A 16,538-nucleotide genomic window follows, 5' to 3' on the forward strand; every position below is an offset into this window, starting at 1 on the left:
TTATTTTAAAATGGAATGTGGGCATGTTAATTAAACGCAATATTGTGGCGCTATTCGCCTTTTCATTTATGGCGAGCGCAACTGCCGCAGAATTTTCTATTGGCGGCGGCGCTGTATATAACGAATCTCCTTATCGTGGATATAATGATAACGTTCACGCAGTACCGCTTGTCAGTTATGAAAGTGAATCATTTTATTTTAGGCAAACAACGTTAGGTTATATTCTTTCAAAAAATGAAAGTAATGAATTTAGCATTACTGCCTCATACATGCCGCTTGAGTTTGATCCGGGTGATAACGACGATCAAGCGATGAAGCAACTGAACAAGCGTGACGCAACCGCGATGGCGGGTGCTGCATGGTATCACCATGAGAAATGGGGCAGTGTGAAAGTCTCCGCAGCAGCGGATGTGCTGGACAACAGCAACGGTTGGGTTGGCGAAATGTCTCTGTTTCGCCAAATGCCGATGGGCAAGCTGACGCTGACGCCGGCGATTGGCGTGCTCTACTATGACGAAAACTTCAACGAATATTACTACGGCATCTCTGGCAATGAATCCCGCCGTAGTGGGTTATCAAGTTACTCCCCTGGCGATAGCTGGACACCGTATGTTGGCCTGTCCGCTAAATACGCATTGACCAGCAATCTGACGCTGCTGGCCAGCGCCAACTATAGTGCGCTGCCAGATGATATTAAAAATAGCCCGATGGTTGACCGTGATGACAGCTTTACCTTTATGTCCGGTCTGACCTGGCGTTTCTGATTCTCACCCGTTTGTCCTCAGGGAGGAGGGCAATCTTTTCAATGCGGTATACTGGATAAGACCCGAAGCATCGTCATCCGGCTCATTTCCAATGAGCTGGGCTTTACCGCTCGCGATTAGGCGGATCGCCATAGTTGTTCAGGCACCTGACAATATTTAACCGTTTCCCCTGTCCGATCAAGGCGTCAGGGGCAACCTCTCTGGCACTCTGTGGTTTTCACGCAGACGGAGGGAGCAATGAACGAGTTTATTATGGCGGATGCGGCAAAATGTATTGGGTGTCGTACCTGCGAAGTTGCTTGCGTCGTCGCGCACCAGCAAAACCAGGACTGCGCGTCGGTCTCTCCTACTGCGTTTACCCCGCGCATCCGCGTGATCAAAGACGATACCTTTACGACGGCAGTCGCCTGCCATCAATGCGAGGACGCTCCCTGTGCAAATGTCTGCCCGACGCACGCAATTCGTCGTGAACATGGGCATATCTTCGTTGAACAGACGCGTTGTATTGGCTGTAAAAGTTGTATGCTGGCCTGCCCGTTTGGGGCAATGAATGTCGTCGCCCGCTCGTCGCGGGTACAGGCGATAAAGTGCGATTTATGCTGGCACCGTGATGCGGGGCCGGCGTGTGTCGAAGCCTGCCCGACCAGCGCGTTGCAGTGTATAGATGCCGTCAGTATTCAGCGCCAGCGTCTGTGTTCACTTCCACAGTAATTTGAGTCCCGACCTGTAGTTAGGTCGGGACTTGCGTTAGCCTTCCTGCCAGGCGCGTTCGATCTCTTCAGCCAGAATCTTCACTCCAGCTTCGATTTTCTCCGGTTCTGGCACGTAGTTCATCCGCATACACTGATGCGTATGCGGCCAGGGTTTATCCAGACCCGGGAAGAAGTAGTCACCGGGAACCATCAGCACGCCGCGCGCTTTCAGACGCTGATACAACAGTTCGGTGCTGATAGGCAAATCTTTGAACCATAACCACAGGAAAATCGCGCCCTCCGGTTTATGAATAAGGCACCGATCTTCAGATAAATAGCGGCGAATGATCGCAATCGTCTCCTGAACGCGCTGATAATAAAACGGCTTTATCACCGTCTCGGACAGGCGCAGAAGGTCGTTGCGCTTAATCATTTCGCACATGATTGCCGGACCCATTCCGCCAGGCGCGAGACTGATAATGCCGTTCATGTTGGTGATGGCGGTGATGATTTTTTCATTCGCGATAATGATGCCGCAGCGGGAGCCTGGCAGACCCAGCTTGGAAAGGCTCATGCACAGCACAATGTTGGGATTCCACAGCGGGCGCGCTTCGCTAAAGATGATGCCGGGGAACGGTACGCCATAGGCGTTATCAATCACCAGCGGGATCCCATGCTGGTTGGCCAGCCGGTCCAGCTTCATCAGCTCTTCATCGGTGATCACGTTGCCTGTCGGATTTGTCGGACGTGACACGCAGATCATGCCCGTCTCTTCACCGATGTGCAGGTGTTCAAAATCAACGTGATACTTAAACTGACCTTCTGGTAACAGTTCGATGTTTGGACGCGCGGAGACAAAAAGATCCTCTTCCAGCCCGGAATCGGCATAGCCAATGTATTCCGGAGCTAACGGGAACAACACTTTTTGCGTTGTTCCGTCGGCGCGGCGTCCGGCGAACAGATTGAATAAGTAGAAAAATGCGCTCTGACTGCCATTTGTCAGTGCAATATTTTGTGGCTCGATATCCCAACCCTGCTTCTCACGTAGCAGTTTCGCCAGCTCAGTCAGCAGCTCGGTTTTACCTTGTGGACCATCGTAATTGCAAAGCGCATCAGTGGCTTTGCCGTTTTCCAGCATATCTGCCAGCAGAGATTGAAAGTAATTTTGCATCTCTGGAATTTGCGCCGGATTGCCGCCACCGAGCATGATGGCGCCTGGGGTGCGTAAACCGTCGTTAAGGTCCTCCATCAGGCGTGTGATGCCTGAATGGCGGGTAAATTTGTCGCCAAAAAGTGAGAATGTCATAGCAGGTGGTCTGTCGAACTGAGTAGTAAAGTGGCTAACCATAGCGCTACCCATGGCAGGGTGCAAATCAGGGGTATCAGGCTGGATTGAGATTTTGTGCTAATGATTTTTATTTGGCTGGTTTTTAATGTTGAGTGAGGCTTCCCGCTGCGTGGACAGCGAGAAGCCTGCCGGGATCAGGGCTGGCCGGCCCACACCACCATCACCTTATCGTCGCCATGCTCACGAATAAATCCGTATCCCTGCGTCAGCGGCAGCGTGATTTGTTTACCGGCGCCAATGGCGGGATGCCTGGCCCTGAACTGACTGATTCGCTGCCAGTGGGCGACGCTGGCGGCAGATTTCCCGGTCACATCCTGCCAGTTCATTTCTGAGCGCGTACCCTGTAATGGGTCTGAGCCGGTTGGGCCAAAGGGGCGGGCCGACTCGTCGCCATAAAAGAGTTGAACCGCGCCAGGTGCCAGCAGCAATAGCTCGGCGGCGTTGTCTCCACCTTCGCGGAACAGACGTGTATCGTGCGAGGAGAGATAGCTCAGGACGTTGAAGTCCTGCAATTTATCCGCCATCTGCTGCCAGGTGGGGTCCATATTTGCCAGACAATCAACGGCCTTTGCCGCCTGCTCCTGGTAGTCGAAATTGATCATCGCATCGAAGCCGTGACGGTAATAGTCGCTTTGCATCACACCGTGACCCCAGGCCTCGCCAGTCATCCAGAAGGGGTTATCATCCAGCGCTTTTTCCGGATTGGCTTTCTTCCATTCGACCAGCGCCGCGCTGGCTTGTGTTTTTAGCTGCTGCCAGGCGGGAAGCTCGACGTGTTTAGCGGTGTCGACCCGAAAGCCGTCAATTCCATAATCACGCACCCACTGACTGAGCCAGTGCGTCAGATAATCCCGGGGTGTGTAACCGGCGATGGCTTTGGCGTGCGTATCCGGCTTGTGCTGATAAAAGTTTGGCAGCCCGGAAGGCGTGGTGGATTCGGTTTTCAGATCGGGCAGGAAAGCCAGCGACATCGTCAGGTCGTCAAAGCCAGGATTGTCGTAATCACCAATATCGGTGCGGACCCAGTTTTTTCCCCACCATTTTTCCCAGCCAGCTTTATCGCTAAAGTTGATGTAATCATTGAAACTGTGCCAGCTTTGCCCGGCGGATGGCTGCCAGTCCGTCCAGCGTTCCCCGAGCGTTTTTTTCAGCTCATTGCCCGATAGGTACAGTGCCCCAAACTGATACTCCTGCATATCCGCCAGCGTGGCGTAGCCGGTATGGTTCATCACCACATCAAACAAGACACGGATGCCGCGCTGGTGTGCGCCATCGACCAGCGCACGCAGGTCCGCTTCGTTTCCCATATTGGCGTCAAGCGTGGTCCAGTCCTGGGTGTAGTAGCCGTGGTAAGCGTAGTGGGGGAAGTCCCCTTTGGAGCCACCGCCGACCCAGCCGTGGATTTGCTCAAACGGCGCGCTGATCCACAGGGCGTTGACGCCTAATTGTTGCAGGTAGTCGAGTTTGCTGGCGAGCCCGCGCAAATCGCCACCGTGGAACGTGCCAATTTCCTGCATGCCGTCGTTGCGACGCCCATAGCTGTGGTCGTTACTCGGATCGCCATTCACAAAGCGGTCCGTCAGGACGAAATACACCGTGGCGTTATGCCAGTCGAAAGCGGCGGGGGCATCGGTTTCCGCCCGTTCCAGTAGCAACAGCCCGTTACTGGTTGCGGCGGGCTGTAGGGTAATCGACCCGTTTTTTACCGTTGCCGTTTGCTGGCTGTAGAAATCACGCACCACGGCACCTTCCGGGAAGGTCTGGCTCACGTCCAGCGTTAATGGTGAACCGTCCCATTTCGGGCATTGGCGAATCTGGGTGGTGACGGTGTCCTTAGCACTTTTTACCAACAGCATCAGCGTTGGCGTACCGGAGCGGGTATCGATTTCCAGCGTGTAATCGCCGTCTTTGAATAAACGCCACTGTGGCGGCGTGCCTTCACAAGGTTTTAGCGACAGCATCTGGTTGAGTTTTATCGCATCAGCAGGCTGCCAGCACTGTTGGTCAAAATTCAGGGTTAAAGGACGGGTACCCTTCGTCAACGCTGCATGGCTGACGAATTTACCCGTACCTTCCGCTTCGAAGGTGGGAAGTCCTTGAGACGTCCATGATGAGGCGATGGCAATGCTGGGCATTAGCGCCAGCGCAACGGCGGCAAGTTTCATAGTGCTGTCCTTGATGCTGCGATTTTCGCCAGTTTGCCAGCGAAATCAGGCCGGAAACTCCTCCTTTGAGTTGATTCCGCCAGGAGGAGAAGTGAGGGTGAGCGATCGCGCGCAAAAAATGAACTTATTTTGCGATAACCTCCACATTTTCTTCGAATTAATGGCACCCAGAACCGTTAATACGTGACATAGTTTCAGAATTGGACTATTCCTGTGGGTGCTCTTGACGGCTATTTTTGATATGATTTGAGATTCATCTCTCATTTTTGTGAAAAATATAAGGTGTTGGAATGTATAAATCCGACCAGGAGACCTAATGATATTGACTCCCATTCGACGATATGGGGCAATGATTCTTATGTTACTCACCGTTGCATTTTCGGGTGAGGTGCTGGCAAAGACACACACGGCGACAACGAGTCACAAGCCCCAGATAACCAAGGCAAGTAATAAACAGGTTAGCAGTAAACAAGAGTATTCTCGCAATAGTGCAAAGAGTAGTTCACTTCCTGATTTGCGAAAATACCCTTCCGGAACACCAAGGAAAAAAGCGTTTCTCCGGACGGTTATGCCTTATATTACCAGTCAAAATGCTGCCATTACGGCGGACCGTAACTGGCTGATTTCAAAACAGTACCAGAACCGCTGGTCACCGACTGAGCGTACGCGTATGAAAGACATCGCGAAGCGCTACAAGGTGAACTGGTCTGGTAACACGCGTAAAATTCCGTGGAATACGCTGCTTGAGCGTGTAGACATTATCCCGACCAGTATGGTGGCAACCATGGCTGCGGCAGAAAGCGGCTGGGGTACGTCGAAGCTGGCGCGTAGCAACAACAACCTGTTTGGCATGAAATGTGGCAAGGGTCGTTGTAACAATGCACCGGGTAAGGTGAAAGGCTACTCACAGTTTGAATCAGTGAAAGAGTCGGTGAATGCTTACGTCATTAATTTGAATACGCATCCGGCCTACTCTTCCTTCCGTAAGTCACGTGCGCAGTTGCGTAAAGCCGATCAGGAAGTCACCGCCACCGCGATGATCCATAAGCTGAAGGGTTATTCCACTAAGGGACAGAGTTATAACAACTATCTGTTCGCAATGTATCAGGACAACCAGCGTTTAATCGCCGCGCATATGTAATTTCGAGTGCCGGATGGCAACTTCGCCATCCGGCTATCATCCTATAGCAACACTTCACTGTTCACATCGCGATACTCTTTTGGCGTCGTGTCGTACTCTTTCTTGAATACCGAATAGAAATACTGCAGAGACGGATAGCCGCACATCTGTGAAATTTCGTTGATTGAAAGCGTGGTAGAAATCAACAGACTGCGCGCCTTTTCCAGCTTTTCGGCATGAATCACGGCGTGAATGGTCTCTCCGACCTCTTCTTTAAAGCGCTTCTCCAGATTCGAACGTGAAATCCCTACTGAGTCCAACACTTGATCAACCTTGATACCTTTGCAGGCATGGTTGCGAATGTAATGCATCGCCTGAATAACGGCAGGATCGGTAAGTGAACGATAATCTGTAGACTGACGCGCAACAACGCGTACAGGAGGAACCAGAATGCGCTGTAAGGGTATCTCTTCGTGAGCCAGCAGGCGGTGGAGTAGTTTGGCTGCCTGATACCCCATTTGTCTGGCCCCCTGAGCGACGGAGGACAAGGCGACTCGTGACAGATAACGGGTCAGCTCTTCGTTATCGATACCAATGACGCACAGTTTTTCCGGTACCGGAATATGCAGATGTTCACAGGCCTGCAGAACGTGCCGCGCACGTGCGTCGGTGACGGCGATAATCCCAGTTTGTGGAGGTAAGGTTTGCAGCCAGTCCGCCAGCCTATTTTGCGCGTGCTGCCAGTTCTCCGGCGCGGTTTCCAGCCCCTGATAGACGACGCCGCGGTACTTCTCTTTGGCAACCAACTGGCAAAACGCATATTCACGTTCTGCGGCCCAGCGTTTACCGCTTGAAGCCGGAAGACCATAAAATGCAAACCGGTTAATCCCTTTCTCTTTCAGATGCAGGAAGGCGCTTTCTACCAGCGCGTGGTTGTCGGTGGCAATGTAATGTACTGGTGGATAATCTTGCTGCAGATGGTAGGAACCCCCAACGCCAATGATCGGAACATCCACATCGACAAGTAATTGCGCAATATCATCATCGTCATAATCGGCAATAACGCCGTCGCCTAACCACTCTTTAATATTATCAATGCGAGCACGAAAATCTTCTTCTATGAAGATATCCCACTCCGATTGCGACGCTTGCAGATACTCGCCAACCCCTTCAACCACCTGACGGTCGTAGGCTTTATTGGCATTAAATAACAACGTAATACGATGACGTTTATAAAACATGGTTCTTTTCCTGCTGAATCATGTAGAAAAGACAATGCCGGTTGCATTAACCGGCATTGAGATACACCCACTTCTTAAATTCAGGAACGACGTTTGGTTGCTGAGTCCATCCATACCGCCAACAACAATATCGCTCCTTTCACTATGTATTGCCAGAAGGTGGGGACGTCCATCATACTCATTCCATTATCGAGAGAAGCCATAATAAATGCGCCCATGACGGCGCCAGCAACACTCCCGACCCCTCCCGCCAGGCTGGTTCCCCCGATGACACATGCGGCAATGGCATCCAGTTCTGCAATGTTCCCTGCGGAAGGGGAACCTGCGCCAAGCCGGGAGCTAAGAATGAGCCCGGCAATGGCGACCATCAAACCATTAATAGCGAAGACGGCAAGTTTGGTGCGTTCAACGTTGATACCTGAAAGGCGGGCGGCTTCCAGGTTCCCGCCAATGGCGTAAATTCTCCGACCGAATGCAGTGCGCGTGGCCATAAACATCCCACCGAGCAGCAGCAGCGTCAGCAGCAGGACGGGCGTTGGAACACCACGATAATCGTTTAATAGCCAGATTGCCCCTAAGACGACAATGGCTGTGAATGCCTGGCGACCCACAGCCGACGTTGATGCGGGAGTGGCAAGTCCTAACGCCTGGCGACGCATACGGCCTCGCCATTGCCAGCCAACAAACGCCATTAAGCCGAGAGCACCGATGACAAAGCCTGTGCCATCAGACAAGTAGCTCTGACCAATCTGAGACATTGCTGCGCTGGTGGGGGATACGGTGGTGCCGTTGGTGATGCCAATCAGAATACCGCGGAAAGCCAGCATTCCCGCAAGGGTGACGATAAACGACGGAACCTTGCGGTAAGCAACCCACCATCCATTCCATGCCCCGAGGAGCAATCCCAGAGTCAGGGTTACGATCACCGTCAGCGGTAAAGGCCAGCTTAGCCAAACATCACAGATCGCCGCTACGCCGCCCAATAATCCCATCATGGAACCGACAGAGAGATCGATTTCAGCGGAAATGATCACAAACACCATACCCACGGCAAGAATACCGGTAATCGCAGTTTGTCGAAGCAGGTTCGAGACATTACGTGCGCTCAGGTATGCGCCATCAGTGGTCCACGTGAAAAACAGCATAATCACGATAATCGCCGCAATCATGACGAAAACTTGCAAGTTAAGCGATTTTATTGCTGGGAAACCACCTGTGATAGAGGGAGAAAGTTTCGCTTCAGACGGATTGTTTTTCGACATGATGTTCGCTCCTTAATGCGGCTTCCATCACCTGCTCCTGAGTCAGGTTATGATTTACCAGGTTAGCTTTCAGTTTTCCTTCATGCATCACAAGGATGCGATCGCTTAGTCCGAGCACTTCAGGTAATTCAGAGGAGATGACAATCACGGCAATGCCTTCCTGGACGAGCTGGTTGATGAGTTTGTAGATTTCATATTTGGCGCCGATATCAATACCCCTGGTGGGTTCATCAAGAATGAGAATCCGGGGATTTAACAGGAGGCAACGCGCGAGAATCGCTTTTTGCTGATTCCCTCCGCTCAGACGCCCGATCGCAAGGTCGGGGGACGATGTTTTTACTTTGAGCTGTTGAAGCGATTCCAGAATGCATTTTTGTTCAGCGGCATCATCAAGATGGCTCATGCCCCCGGTAAATTTATCGAGTGCAGCCAGCGTGATATTTTTCCCCACAGCCATCACCGGAACAATGCCATCTTTTTTTCTGTCTTCAGGCACCATGGCGATGCCATGAGCAATAGCTTGCTGGCAGTTATGGATATGCACCTGAGTGCCTTCAATAAAAATCTTTCCCTCCCAACGACCAGACCAGACGCCAAACAGACACTGTACGGCTTCGGTACGTCCTGCACCGACGAGTCCGGCAATGCCGAGAATTTCGCCCTGCTTGAGTGAGAAAGAAATGTCGTTGACGCGTTTTATATGGCGATTGACGGGATGCCAGGCTGTCAGATTCTCAACCCGTAAAATCTCTTCTCCCGTGGTATGAGGCTCGCTGGGGTAAAGTGCGGTGAGCTCACGACCAACCATCATGGTGATAATATCGTCTTCAGTCATGTTGGTCGCATCGCGTGTGCCGATGTGTTTACCGTCGCGAATAACGCAAATGGTATTCGAGATGGCCTTAACTTCATTCAATTTGTGTGAAATATAAATGCAGGCGATATCATGCTGTTGCAGGTCACGTATAATATTCAGCAGTATTGCAGTTTCCTGCTCGGTGAGGGAGGCCGTTGGTTCATCCAGAATAAGTAAGCGGACCTGCTTATTCAGCGCTTTTGCAATTTCTACCAATTGTTGTTGCCCTAATCCTAAATCGCCCACGCGCGTATCTGGCGAAATAGACAAACTGACCTGATCGAGTAATTTTTGACAGCGTAACGTCATCATCTCGTAATCAAGAACGCCGTTACGGGTCATTTCGTTACCGAGGAAAATATTTTCCAGTATTGTTAACTCTTTCACCAGGGCTAATTCCTGGTGGATGATCGCAATACCCTTACGTTCGGTATCACGAATATGGCTGGCACGGATGGCTTCGCCAGCAAAAATGATCTCGCCTTCGTAGGTTCCATGCGGGTAAATTCCGCACAGAACTTTCATTAGCGTCGATTTACCCGAACCATTTTCACCGCATAATGAAATGATTTCGCCAGCATTGATCCTAAGGCTAACGTTATCAACCGCCTTCACTACGCCGAATGTCTTGGTAATGTTTTTCATTTCAAGAAGATATGGCATAACTGCTCCACATAAGCCAATAAGAGAACCCTGCGTGGACTTCACGTATATCCGTGGCGAATTTGACACCACGTTTTATTGCCCTCTGATTTGCAGAGGGCACATGGCTTACAGATCGCTTTTCTTGTGGAATCCGTCTTTAATGACGGTTTCGTTAATATTGTCTTTGTTAACATCAATAGGTGTGAGTAGTCGGGAAGGGACATCTTTCAGGCCATTATTCAGCGAAGTATCTGCTTTAGGCTGTTGATCATTTCCCAGTTCGACGGCGATTTCCGCAGCGGTATTTGCGAGCAATGTAATAGGTTTATAAACCGTCATGGTTTGAGTCCCGGCGACAATGCGCTTGATGCCTGCAAGGTCTGCATCTTGTCCGGAAATAGCGACTTTTCCTGATAATCCTTGCGCACTCAGCGCCTGAATCGCACCGCCAGCTGTGGCGTCATTTGAGGCAACTACTGCGTCAATTTTGTTATTGTTGGCGGTTAGCGCATTTTCCATAATCTTCAACGCATTCTCCGGTAACCAGCCGTCAACCCATTGATCGCCCACCACCTTAATTTTTCCGCTGTCGATATACGGTTTTAATACTTTCATTTGTCCAGCGCGGAACAGCTTCGCGTTGTTATCAACGGGTGAGCCACCCATCAGGAAATAATTCCCTTCGGGGACAATATTGACTAATGATTGAGCCTGTAATTCACCTACTTTTTCATTATCGAAAGAGATATAAAAATCGATGTCAGCATCATTGATCATGCGATCGTAAGCCAGCACCTTGATCCCTTCTTGTTTTGCTTCTTTGATAACATTGCTTAATACCTGGCCGTTGTAAGGGATTATCACAAGGACATCCACGCCCCGGTTTATCATGTTTTCAATCTGCGACATTTGGGTTTCTTCATTACCATTCGCCGATTGTACAAATACTTTCGCACCAAGCGATTCAGCTTTATTGACGAAAATATCGCGATCTTTCTGCCAGCGTTCCAGGCGGAGATCATCAATCGCCATACCGATTTTTACTTCTTTGGCATGACCTGCGACGCTGGTGAGTAAAAGGGATGTGCAAACGGCAAGTAAAATGTTCTTCATCTTCATAATCGTGATGCCTTTTGTAGGGGAGAAACAGCAGTAAAAGTAACAATCACAGCATAAGACGTAGCAGAGTTTTAACAGGTAACGGCGGGAAGGCAATTATAGATTTTTATCTTCCAATTACGTTTTTTGGTTTATTTCTTGATTTATGACCGGGATCGTATTTTAAATGATTCGTTACCTGGGTTGCATTTAAGTTTGATAAGTAACAATTTTTAAATTAGTCAGATTTTATTTTGAGAAGTAGCGCACACTTGTGAATTATCTCAATGGCAGTATGAAATAACATAATTGAGCAATAGGTGGGGAGTGCCCAATATTACGACATTATCCATCACCCGCCGCATTACCTGATTATGGAGTTCATTATGCCAGCCTATTTTGACCAGCTTGAGCGCGTTCGTTATGAAGGCACCAAATCAACTAATCCATTAGCATTTCGCCACTACAACTCTGATGAGTTAGTGTTAGGCAAGCGTATGGAAGATCACCTGCGGTTTGCTGCCTGCTACTGGCACACTTTCTGCTGGAATGGTGCAGATATGTTTGGTGTTGGTGCATTTAATCGCCCGTGGCAGCAGCCCGGTGAAGCGCTGGAATTAGCGAAGCGCAAGGCGGACGTGGCGTTCGAGTTTTTCCACAAACTGAACGTGCCCTACTACTGCTTCCATGACGTGGATGTCTCGCCGGAAGGTGCGTCGCTGAAAGAGTACAAAAACAATTTTGCGCAGATGGTTGATGTACTGGCGGCAAAACAGGAGCAGAGCGGCGTGAAGCTGCTGTGGGGAACGGCAAACTGCTTCACCAACCCACGTTACGGCGCGGGCGCGGCCACGAACCCGGATCCAGAAGTGTTCAGTTGGGCCGCCACGCAGGTGGTTACGGCTATGGATGCCACGCATAAATTAGGCGGTGAAAACTACGTTCTGTGGGGCGGTCGTGAAGGCTATGAAACGCTGCTGAATACCGATCTGCGTCAGGAACGTGAGCAAATTGGTCGCTTCATGCAACTGGTCGTGGAACACAAACACAAAACCGGTTTCCAGGGCACTTTGCTTATCGAGCCGAAGCCGCAGGAACCGACCAAGCACCAGTACGATTACGATGCGGCGACCGTATACGGATTCCTCAAGCAGTTCGGTCTGGAAAAAGAGATCAAACTGAATATCGAAGCCAACCACGCCACGCTGGCGGGTCACTCGTTCCATCACGAAATCGCCACCGCTATCGCGCTGGGTCTGTTTGGCTCTGTCGATGCCAACCGTGGGGACGCGCAACTGGGCTGGGATACTGACCAGTTCCCGAACAGCGTAGAAGAGAATGCGTTGGTGATGTACGAAATCCTGAAAGCCGGCGGCTTCACCACCGGTGGCCTGAACTTCGATGCCAAGGTTCGTCGTCAGAGTACCGATAAATACGATCTGTTCTATGGTCATATTGGTGCGATGGATACCATGGCGCTGTCGCTGAAAATTGCGGCGCGTATGATTGAAGACGGTGGTCTGGATCAGCGCGTGGCTAAACGTTATGCCGGTTGGAATGGTGAGCTGGGCCAGCAAATTCTGAAAGGGCAGATGACGCTGACGGAAATTGCGCAGTACGCTGAACAACACAACCTGGCGCCAGTGCACCAGAGCGGTCATCAGGAATTGCTGGAAAATCTGGTGAACCATTATTTGTTCGACAAATAACGGGTCTCTGAGCATGTCCGTAAGCCCGGTCAGCTCGCGCGACCGGGCCTTTCTTTAAGGAACGATGCCCTATGTATATCGGGATAGATCTTGGCACATCAGGCGTAAAGGCCATTCTGCTCAATGAGCAGGGCGATGTGGTCGCTTCGCAAACAGAGAAACTCACCGTCTCGCGCCCGCACCCGTTATGGTCAGAACAAGACCCAGAGCAGTGGTGGCTGGCAACGGATCGCGCTGTGAAAGCCCTGGGTCGGCAGCATTCACTTCGCGAGGTGAAAGCGTTGGGAATTGCCGGACAGATGCACGGCGCGACGCTACTGGATGAACAACAAAAGGTATTGCGCCCGGCTATCCTGTGGAACGATGGTCGCTGCGCCGAAGAGTGCGTCATGCTAGAGAGCCTGGTTCCGCAGTCTCGTGCCATCACCGGCAACCTGATGATGCCTGGCTTTACCGCGCCAAAGCTGCTGTGGGTACAGCGCCACGAACCGGAGATTTTTAGCCGGGTTGATAAAGTCCTGCTGCCGAAAGATTACCTGCGCCTGCGTATGACCGGCGATTTCGCCAGCGATATGTCTGATGCGGCTGGTACCCTGTGGCTGGATGTTGCGAAGCGTGACTGGAGTGATGTCATGCTGGAAGCCTGTAAGCTGACTCGTGCGCATATGCCTGCGCTCTATGAAGGCAGTGAGATTACCGGAACATTGTTGCCAGCAGTCGCCAGGGCCTGGGGAATGCAGGAGGTTGCGGTGGTCGCCGGAGGCGGGGATAACGCAGCGGGGGCAGTTGGCGTGGGCATGATGAATGCCGGTCAGGCGATGCTATCGCTGGGTACTTCCGGGGTCTATTTTGCGGTCAGCGACGGCTTTCTCAGCAAACCGGAAAGCGCGGTCCATAGCTTTTGCCATGCCTTGCCTGAACGATGGCACCTGATGTCCGTGATGCTAAGTGCGGCATCCTGCCTGGACTGGGCGGCAAAATTAACCGGACTGGCGAGCGTTCCTGCGTTGATTGCCGCAGCGCAACAGGCGGATGAACACGCTGAGCCGGTCTGGTTTTTACCCTATCTGTCCGGTGAACGTACGCCGCACAACAACCCGCAGGCGAAGGGCGTATTTTTCGGTCTGACGCATCAGCATGGTCCGGCGGAGCTGGCACAGGCGGTGCTGGAAGGCGTTGGTTTTGCATTGGCTGAGGGTATGGACGTGGTACACGCCTGCGGCGTGCAGCCCTCCAGCATTACGCTGATTGGCGGCGGGGCGCGCAGCGAATACTGGCGTCAGATGCTGTCTGACATCAGCGGATTGCAGTTGGATTACCGTACCGGCGGCGATGTTGGTCCTGCTCTCGGTGCGGCGCGTCTGGCGCAAATTGCCATTAATCCGCAGCAGCCATTATCAGACCTTCTACCTCAGCTTACGCTGGAGCAGGCGCATTATCCTGATGTCGAGCGCCATGCCCTTTACCAACAGCGTCGGGAAACCTTCCGCCGAATCTATCAGCAATTACACCCGCTGATGTCCTGACCCTAAATCCCCTCTGGTAAACAGCGGGGATTTATCAAATATATATTTCTATCTAATTAATAATTAGCGCGCATGAATTTATTCTGAAAGTCCGGCGTAGTGACCTTTTCTGTGTTGTCTTTAGCGGGTTATTCATATTGTATCCATGATGGATAAGGAGGTCCCAATGAAGACGACAAGGCTGTTGCCATGGATATTATTCTTCTCTGGTGCATTGATTTACGTTATTGGCTTATGGCGGGCATGCCCGTTATTGAGTAGCAAAGGCTATTTTTTCGCCGTGCTGATGACGGGAATGTTTGTGACGTACGTTTATCAGCGTGCAGAAAATCTCAATCAGAACGATGAACTCTTCGCCTCTGTATGTCAGATGGTGGCGCTCATCACGGTAGGGGTGCTGTTGGTGGGCGTATTGAATGTCCCATTATCACCCCTCGAAAAGGGGCTGTTCCCGCTGGCATTCATCGTATGTTTACTGGGACAAGTTTTACTCATGCGTTCAGCAGAATATTTATCTAAAGGACTGGAACTCTAAATGGAAAACAGGACATCAACTTATTCACCGGCATTTAGTATTGTGTCATGGGTCGCGCTTCTCGGCGGCATTGTGGTTTATCTGCTGGGGTTGTGGAATGCCGATATGCAGTTGAACGAAAAGGGGTATTACTTTGCTGTTTTGGTGCTTGGTTTGTTTTCTGCTGCGTCGTATCAAAAGACGGTACGGGATAAATATGAGGGGATCCCGACTACGCCGATTTACTACATAACCTGTCTTGCCGCGTTTATTATTGCGGTTGCATTGTTGGTTATCGGTTTGTGGAATGCCACGCTGCTGCTAAACGAGAAAGGGTTTTACGGCCTGGCCTTCTTTTTAAGCCTGTTTGGTACCGTTGCGGTGCAGAAAAATATCCGTGATAGTGGCTTTGAGCATCCAAAAGAAACGCTGGCAGTCGCAGACGATTTTACGGAGTGATCGTATGCCCTCGATGGTTACCGATCGAGGGCTTTTATTGTTAGCTCACCAGTCTGCGCGTATCGATGCGCTGCAACAATACAGACAACAGTAAACTTCCCGCCAGCGTGGCGCTAAAAATCCATAGCATATCCAGCGGCGGCCAGTTTTTGAGTTCTACACCGTTGGTGCGTAGCGCGTGAATGATCAGCGCATGAAAGCCATAAATACCCAGGGAGTGGCGGGAAATAAGGCCCAGTACCGGCAGAGTGCGCGTACTGAGCGTATTTTTGACCAGCGTCAGGAGGGAGGCAGCACAAATAAACACCGCCGGGCCGCAATAGAGATACCAGGTATCGGCAAAATTGCCTCGCCAACGCAGTTCATGCAACGTGCCTCGAGAAATAATAAACACTGCGGTGATAAACAACGCCGCACAGAGCCAGGTAAGTGCGCGTTTGTGCGTATCCATCATACCAATCGCTCGGCCTAGCATACCGTACACGATGTAGTAGAACGTGTCGCCACTGATGTACAGGTTGATGGGAAGCCACTCAAAACCGCCAATTTTTTGTGAGACAGTATTGGGATTGGCAATCACCCCAATCACCACCATAAGCGCCAGCAGCATCTTGCCGCTGATATTTTTTACCTGTATCAGCGGGGAAACCAGGTAGATTACGGCGATCGCGAAGAAAAACCACAGGTGATAGAACACCGGCTTTTGCAGCAGGTTTTTCAGCGACAGCTCAGCGTTGATCGAGGTAAACAGCAGGATGTAGGCCAGCGCCACGCTGCTGTAAAACAGGATGCAGAGCGCAATGCGCATGAAATGGCGCGATTTGGCGCTGCGCTCGCCAAAAAACAGATAGCCCGAAATCATAAAGAACAACGGGACGCTGACGCGAGAGGCTGAATTGAGCACATTGGCCAGATCCCAATTCAACGGGCTGACGCTTTGCGCATTGGTGATGTACCAGGTCGTGGTGTGGATCATCACAACCATGAGACAGGCTATCCCGCGCAGGTTATCAATCCAGAATATTTTGGGCTGCATCAGTTCCTCTGTATCCATTAAAAAAAGTCTGACCGAAATTTTGCGAGCGTAGCTCACTGGAAAAATCCGAGTTCTTACGCTAAAGCTTGAGATGGTCTGATGA

General features: G+C 51.1%; 14 protein-coding genes. 7 read left to right on the forward strand and 7 right to left on the reverse strand.

The window, feature by feature from the left end; translation table 11 throughout:
* Positions 1–23: 23 nt before the first annotated feature.
* Together HVZ39_RS00670 and HVZ39_RS00675 are read left to right on the forward strand one after the other, a co-directional pair.
* Complete coding sequence (locus HVZ39_RS00670; RefSeq protein WP_016154944.1) at positions 24–764, forward strand: MipA/OmpV family protein; 741 nt, start codon at positions 24–26, stop codon at positions 762–764.
* 237 nt (positions 765–1,001) lie between these two features.
* On the forward strand, positions 1,002–1,475 hold the full coding sequence (locus HVZ39_RS00675) for a 4Fe-4S dicluster domain-containing protein (RefSeq protein WP_181633107.1): 474 nt from the start codon (positions 1,002–1,004) through the stop codon (positions 1,473–1,475).
* A gap of 36 nt (positions 1,476–1,511) precedes the next feature.
* On the opposite strand, the gene avtA is transcribed toward HVZ39_RS00675, so the two are convergent.
* Together avtA and malS are read right to left on the reverse strand one after the other, a co-directional pair.
* A complete protein-coding gene (gene avtA / locus HVZ39_RS00680; protein WP_228522540.1) occupies positions 1,512–2,804 on the reverse strand; it encodes a valine--pyruvate transaminase in 1,293 nt (430 codons plus the stop codon).
* 134 nt (positions 2,805–2,938) lie between these two features.
* Positions 2,939–4,969: an alpha-amylase gene (gene malS, locus HVZ39_RS00685; RefSeq protein ID WP_181633108.1), complete on the reverse strand. Its 2,031-nt coding sequence runs from the start codon at positions 4,967–4,969 to the stop codon at positions 2,939–2,941.
* Positions 4,970–5,285: 316 nt separating this feature from the next.
* Here malS and HVZ39_RS00690 point away from each other — a divergent pair, with 316 nt between their 5' ends.
* A complete protein-coding gene (locus tag HVZ39_RS00690) occupies positions 5,286–6,110 on the forward strand; it encodes a protein bax (protein ID WP_016154930.1) in 825 nt (274 codons plus the stop codon).
* A gap of 41 nt (positions 6,111–6,151) precedes the next feature.
* On the opposite strand, the gene xylR is transcribed toward HVZ39_RS00690, so the two are convergent.
* The 4 genes from xylR to xylF all read right to left on the reverse strand — a co-directional run bounded on the left by xylR (position 6,152) and on the right by xylF (position 11,212).
* Positions 6,152–7,330, reverse strand: coding sequence for a D-xylose utilization transcriptional activator XylR (gene xylR / locus HVZ39_RS00695; protein ID WP_016154929.1), 1,179 nt, complete (start codon positions 7,328–7,330; stop codon positions 6,152–6,154).
* A gap of 80 nt (positions 7,331–7,410) precedes the next feature.
* Entirely contained in the window at positions 7,411–8,592 is a 1,182-nt protein-coding gene (gene xylH / locus HVZ39_RS00700) for a xylose ABC transporter permease XylH (RefSeq protein WP_142418067.1), read from the reverse strand.
* Positions 8,570–10,111 carry a xylose ABC transporter ATP-binding protein gene (locus HVZ39_RS00705; RefSeq protein WP_046275786.1) on the reverse strand — a complete coding sequence of 514 codons (1,542 nt, stop codon included), beginning with the start codon at positions 10,109–10,111 and terminating at the stop codon, positions 8,570–8,572. The genes xylH and HVZ39_RS00705 overlap by 23 nt, the downstream gene beginning before the upstream one ends.
* 108 nt (positions 10,112–10,219) lie before the next feature.
* Positions 10,220–11,212, reverse strand: coding sequence for a D-xylose ABC transporter substrate-binding protein (xylF, locus tag HVZ39_RS00710; RefSeq protein ID WP_016154926.1), 993 nt, complete (start codon positions 11,210–11,212; stop codon positions 10,220–10,222).
* 365 nt (positions 11,213–11,577) lie between these two features.
* Here xylF and xylA point away from each other — a divergent pair, with 365 nt between their 5' ends.
* From xylA to yiaA, 4 genes are all read left to right on the forward strand, one after another.
* Positions 11,578–12,900, forward strand: coding sequence for a xylose isomerase (gene xylA / locus HVZ39_RS00715; RefSeq protein WP_016154925.1), 1,323 nt, complete (start codon positions 11,578–11,580; stop codon positions 12,898–12,900).
* Positions 12,901–12,971: 71 nt separating this feature from the next.
* Complete coding sequence (gene xylB / locus HVZ39_RS00720; protein ID WP_149382176.1) at positions 12,972–14,426, forward strand: xylulokinase; 1,455 nt, start codon at positions 12,972–12,974, stop codon at positions 14,424–14,426.
* Between the two features lie 166 nt (positions 14,427–14,592).
* Positions 14,593–14,961, forward strand: coding sequence for an inner membrane protein YiaB (gene yiaB / locus HVZ39_RS00725; protein ID WP_181633109.1), 369 nt, complete (start codon positions 14,593–14,595; stop codon positions 14,959–14,961).
* Positions 14,962–15,399 carry an inner membrane protein YiaA gene (gene yiaA / locus HVZ39_RS00730; protein ID WP_016154922.1) on the forward strand — a complete coding sequence of 146 codons (438 nt, stop codon included), beginning with the start codon at positions 14,962–14,964 and terminating at the stop codon, positions 15,397–15,399.
* Positions 15,400–15,439: 40 nt separating this feature from the next.
* Here yiaA and HVZ39_RS00735 read toward each other — a convergent pair whose 3' ends face one another.
* Positions 15,440–16,435, reverse strand: a complete 996-nt coding sequence (locus tag HVZ39_RS00735) for an acyltransferase (protein WP_047358213.1) — start codon at positions 16,433–16,435, stop codon at positions 15,440–15,442.
* Positions 16,436–16,538 lie beyond the last annotated feature (103 nt).

This window comes from Citrobacter sp. RHB35-C21, from assembly GCF_013816515.1.
GTDB lineage: Bacteria > Pseudomonadota > Gammaproteobacteria > Enterobacterales > Enterobacteriaceae > Citrobacter > Citrobacter braakii.

Bases quoted from the DNA above. Each gene is read 5' to 3' on its own strand.
- HVZ39_RS00670 (WP_016154944.1), top strand. From the start codon at position 24: ATGTTAATTAAACGCAATATTGTGGCGCTATTCGCCTTTTCATTTATG.
- HVZ39_RS00675 (WP_181633107.1), top strand. From the start codon at position 1,002: ATGAACGAGTTTATTATGGCGGATGCGGCAAAATGTATTGGGTGTCGT.
- avtA (WP_228522540.1), bottom strand. From the start codon at position 2,804: ATGGTTAGCCACTTTACTACTCAGTTCGACAGACCACCTGCTATGACA.
- malS (WP_181633108.1), bottom strand. From the start codon at position 4,969: ATGAAACTTGCCGCCGTTGCGCTGGCGCTAATGCCCAGCATTGCCATC.
- HVZ39_RS00690 (WP_016154930.1), top strand. From the start codon at position 5,286: ATGATATTGACTCCCATTCGACGATATGGGGCAATGATTCTTATGTTA.
- xylR (WP_016154929.1), bottom strand. From the start codon at position 7,330: ATGTTTTATAAACGTCATCGTATTACGTTGTTATTTAATGCCAATAAA.
- xylH (WP_142418067.1), bottom strand. From the start codon at position 8,592: ATGTCGAAAAACAATCCGTCTGAAGCGAAACTTTCTCCCTCTATCACA.
- HVZ39_RS00705 (WP_046275786.1), bottom strand. From the start codon at position 10,111: ATGCCATATCTTCTTGAAATGAAAAACATTACCAAGACATTCGGCGTA.
- xylF (WP_016154926.1), bottom strand. From the start codon at position 11,212: ATGAAGATGAAGAACATTTTACTTGCCGTTTGCACATCCCTTTTACTC.
- xylA (WP_016154925.1), top strand. From the start codon at position 11,578: ATGCCAGCCTATTTTGACCAGCTTGAGCGCGTTCGTTATGAAGGCACC.
- xylB (WP_149382176.1), top strand. From the start codon at position 12,972: ATGTATATCGGGATAGATCTTGGCACATCAGGCGTAAAGGCCATTCTG.
- yiaB (WP_181633109.1), top strand. From the start codon at position 14,593: ATGAAGACGACAAGGCTGTTGCCATGGATATTATTCTTCTCTGGTGCA.
- yiaA (WP_016154922.1), top strand. From the start codon at position 14,962: ATGGAAAACAGGACATCAACTTATTCACCGGCATTTAGTATTGTGTCA.
- HVZ39_RS00735 (WP_047358213.1), bottom strand. From the start codon at position 16,435: ATGCAGCCCAAAATATTCTGGATTGATAACCTGCGCGGGATAGCCTGT.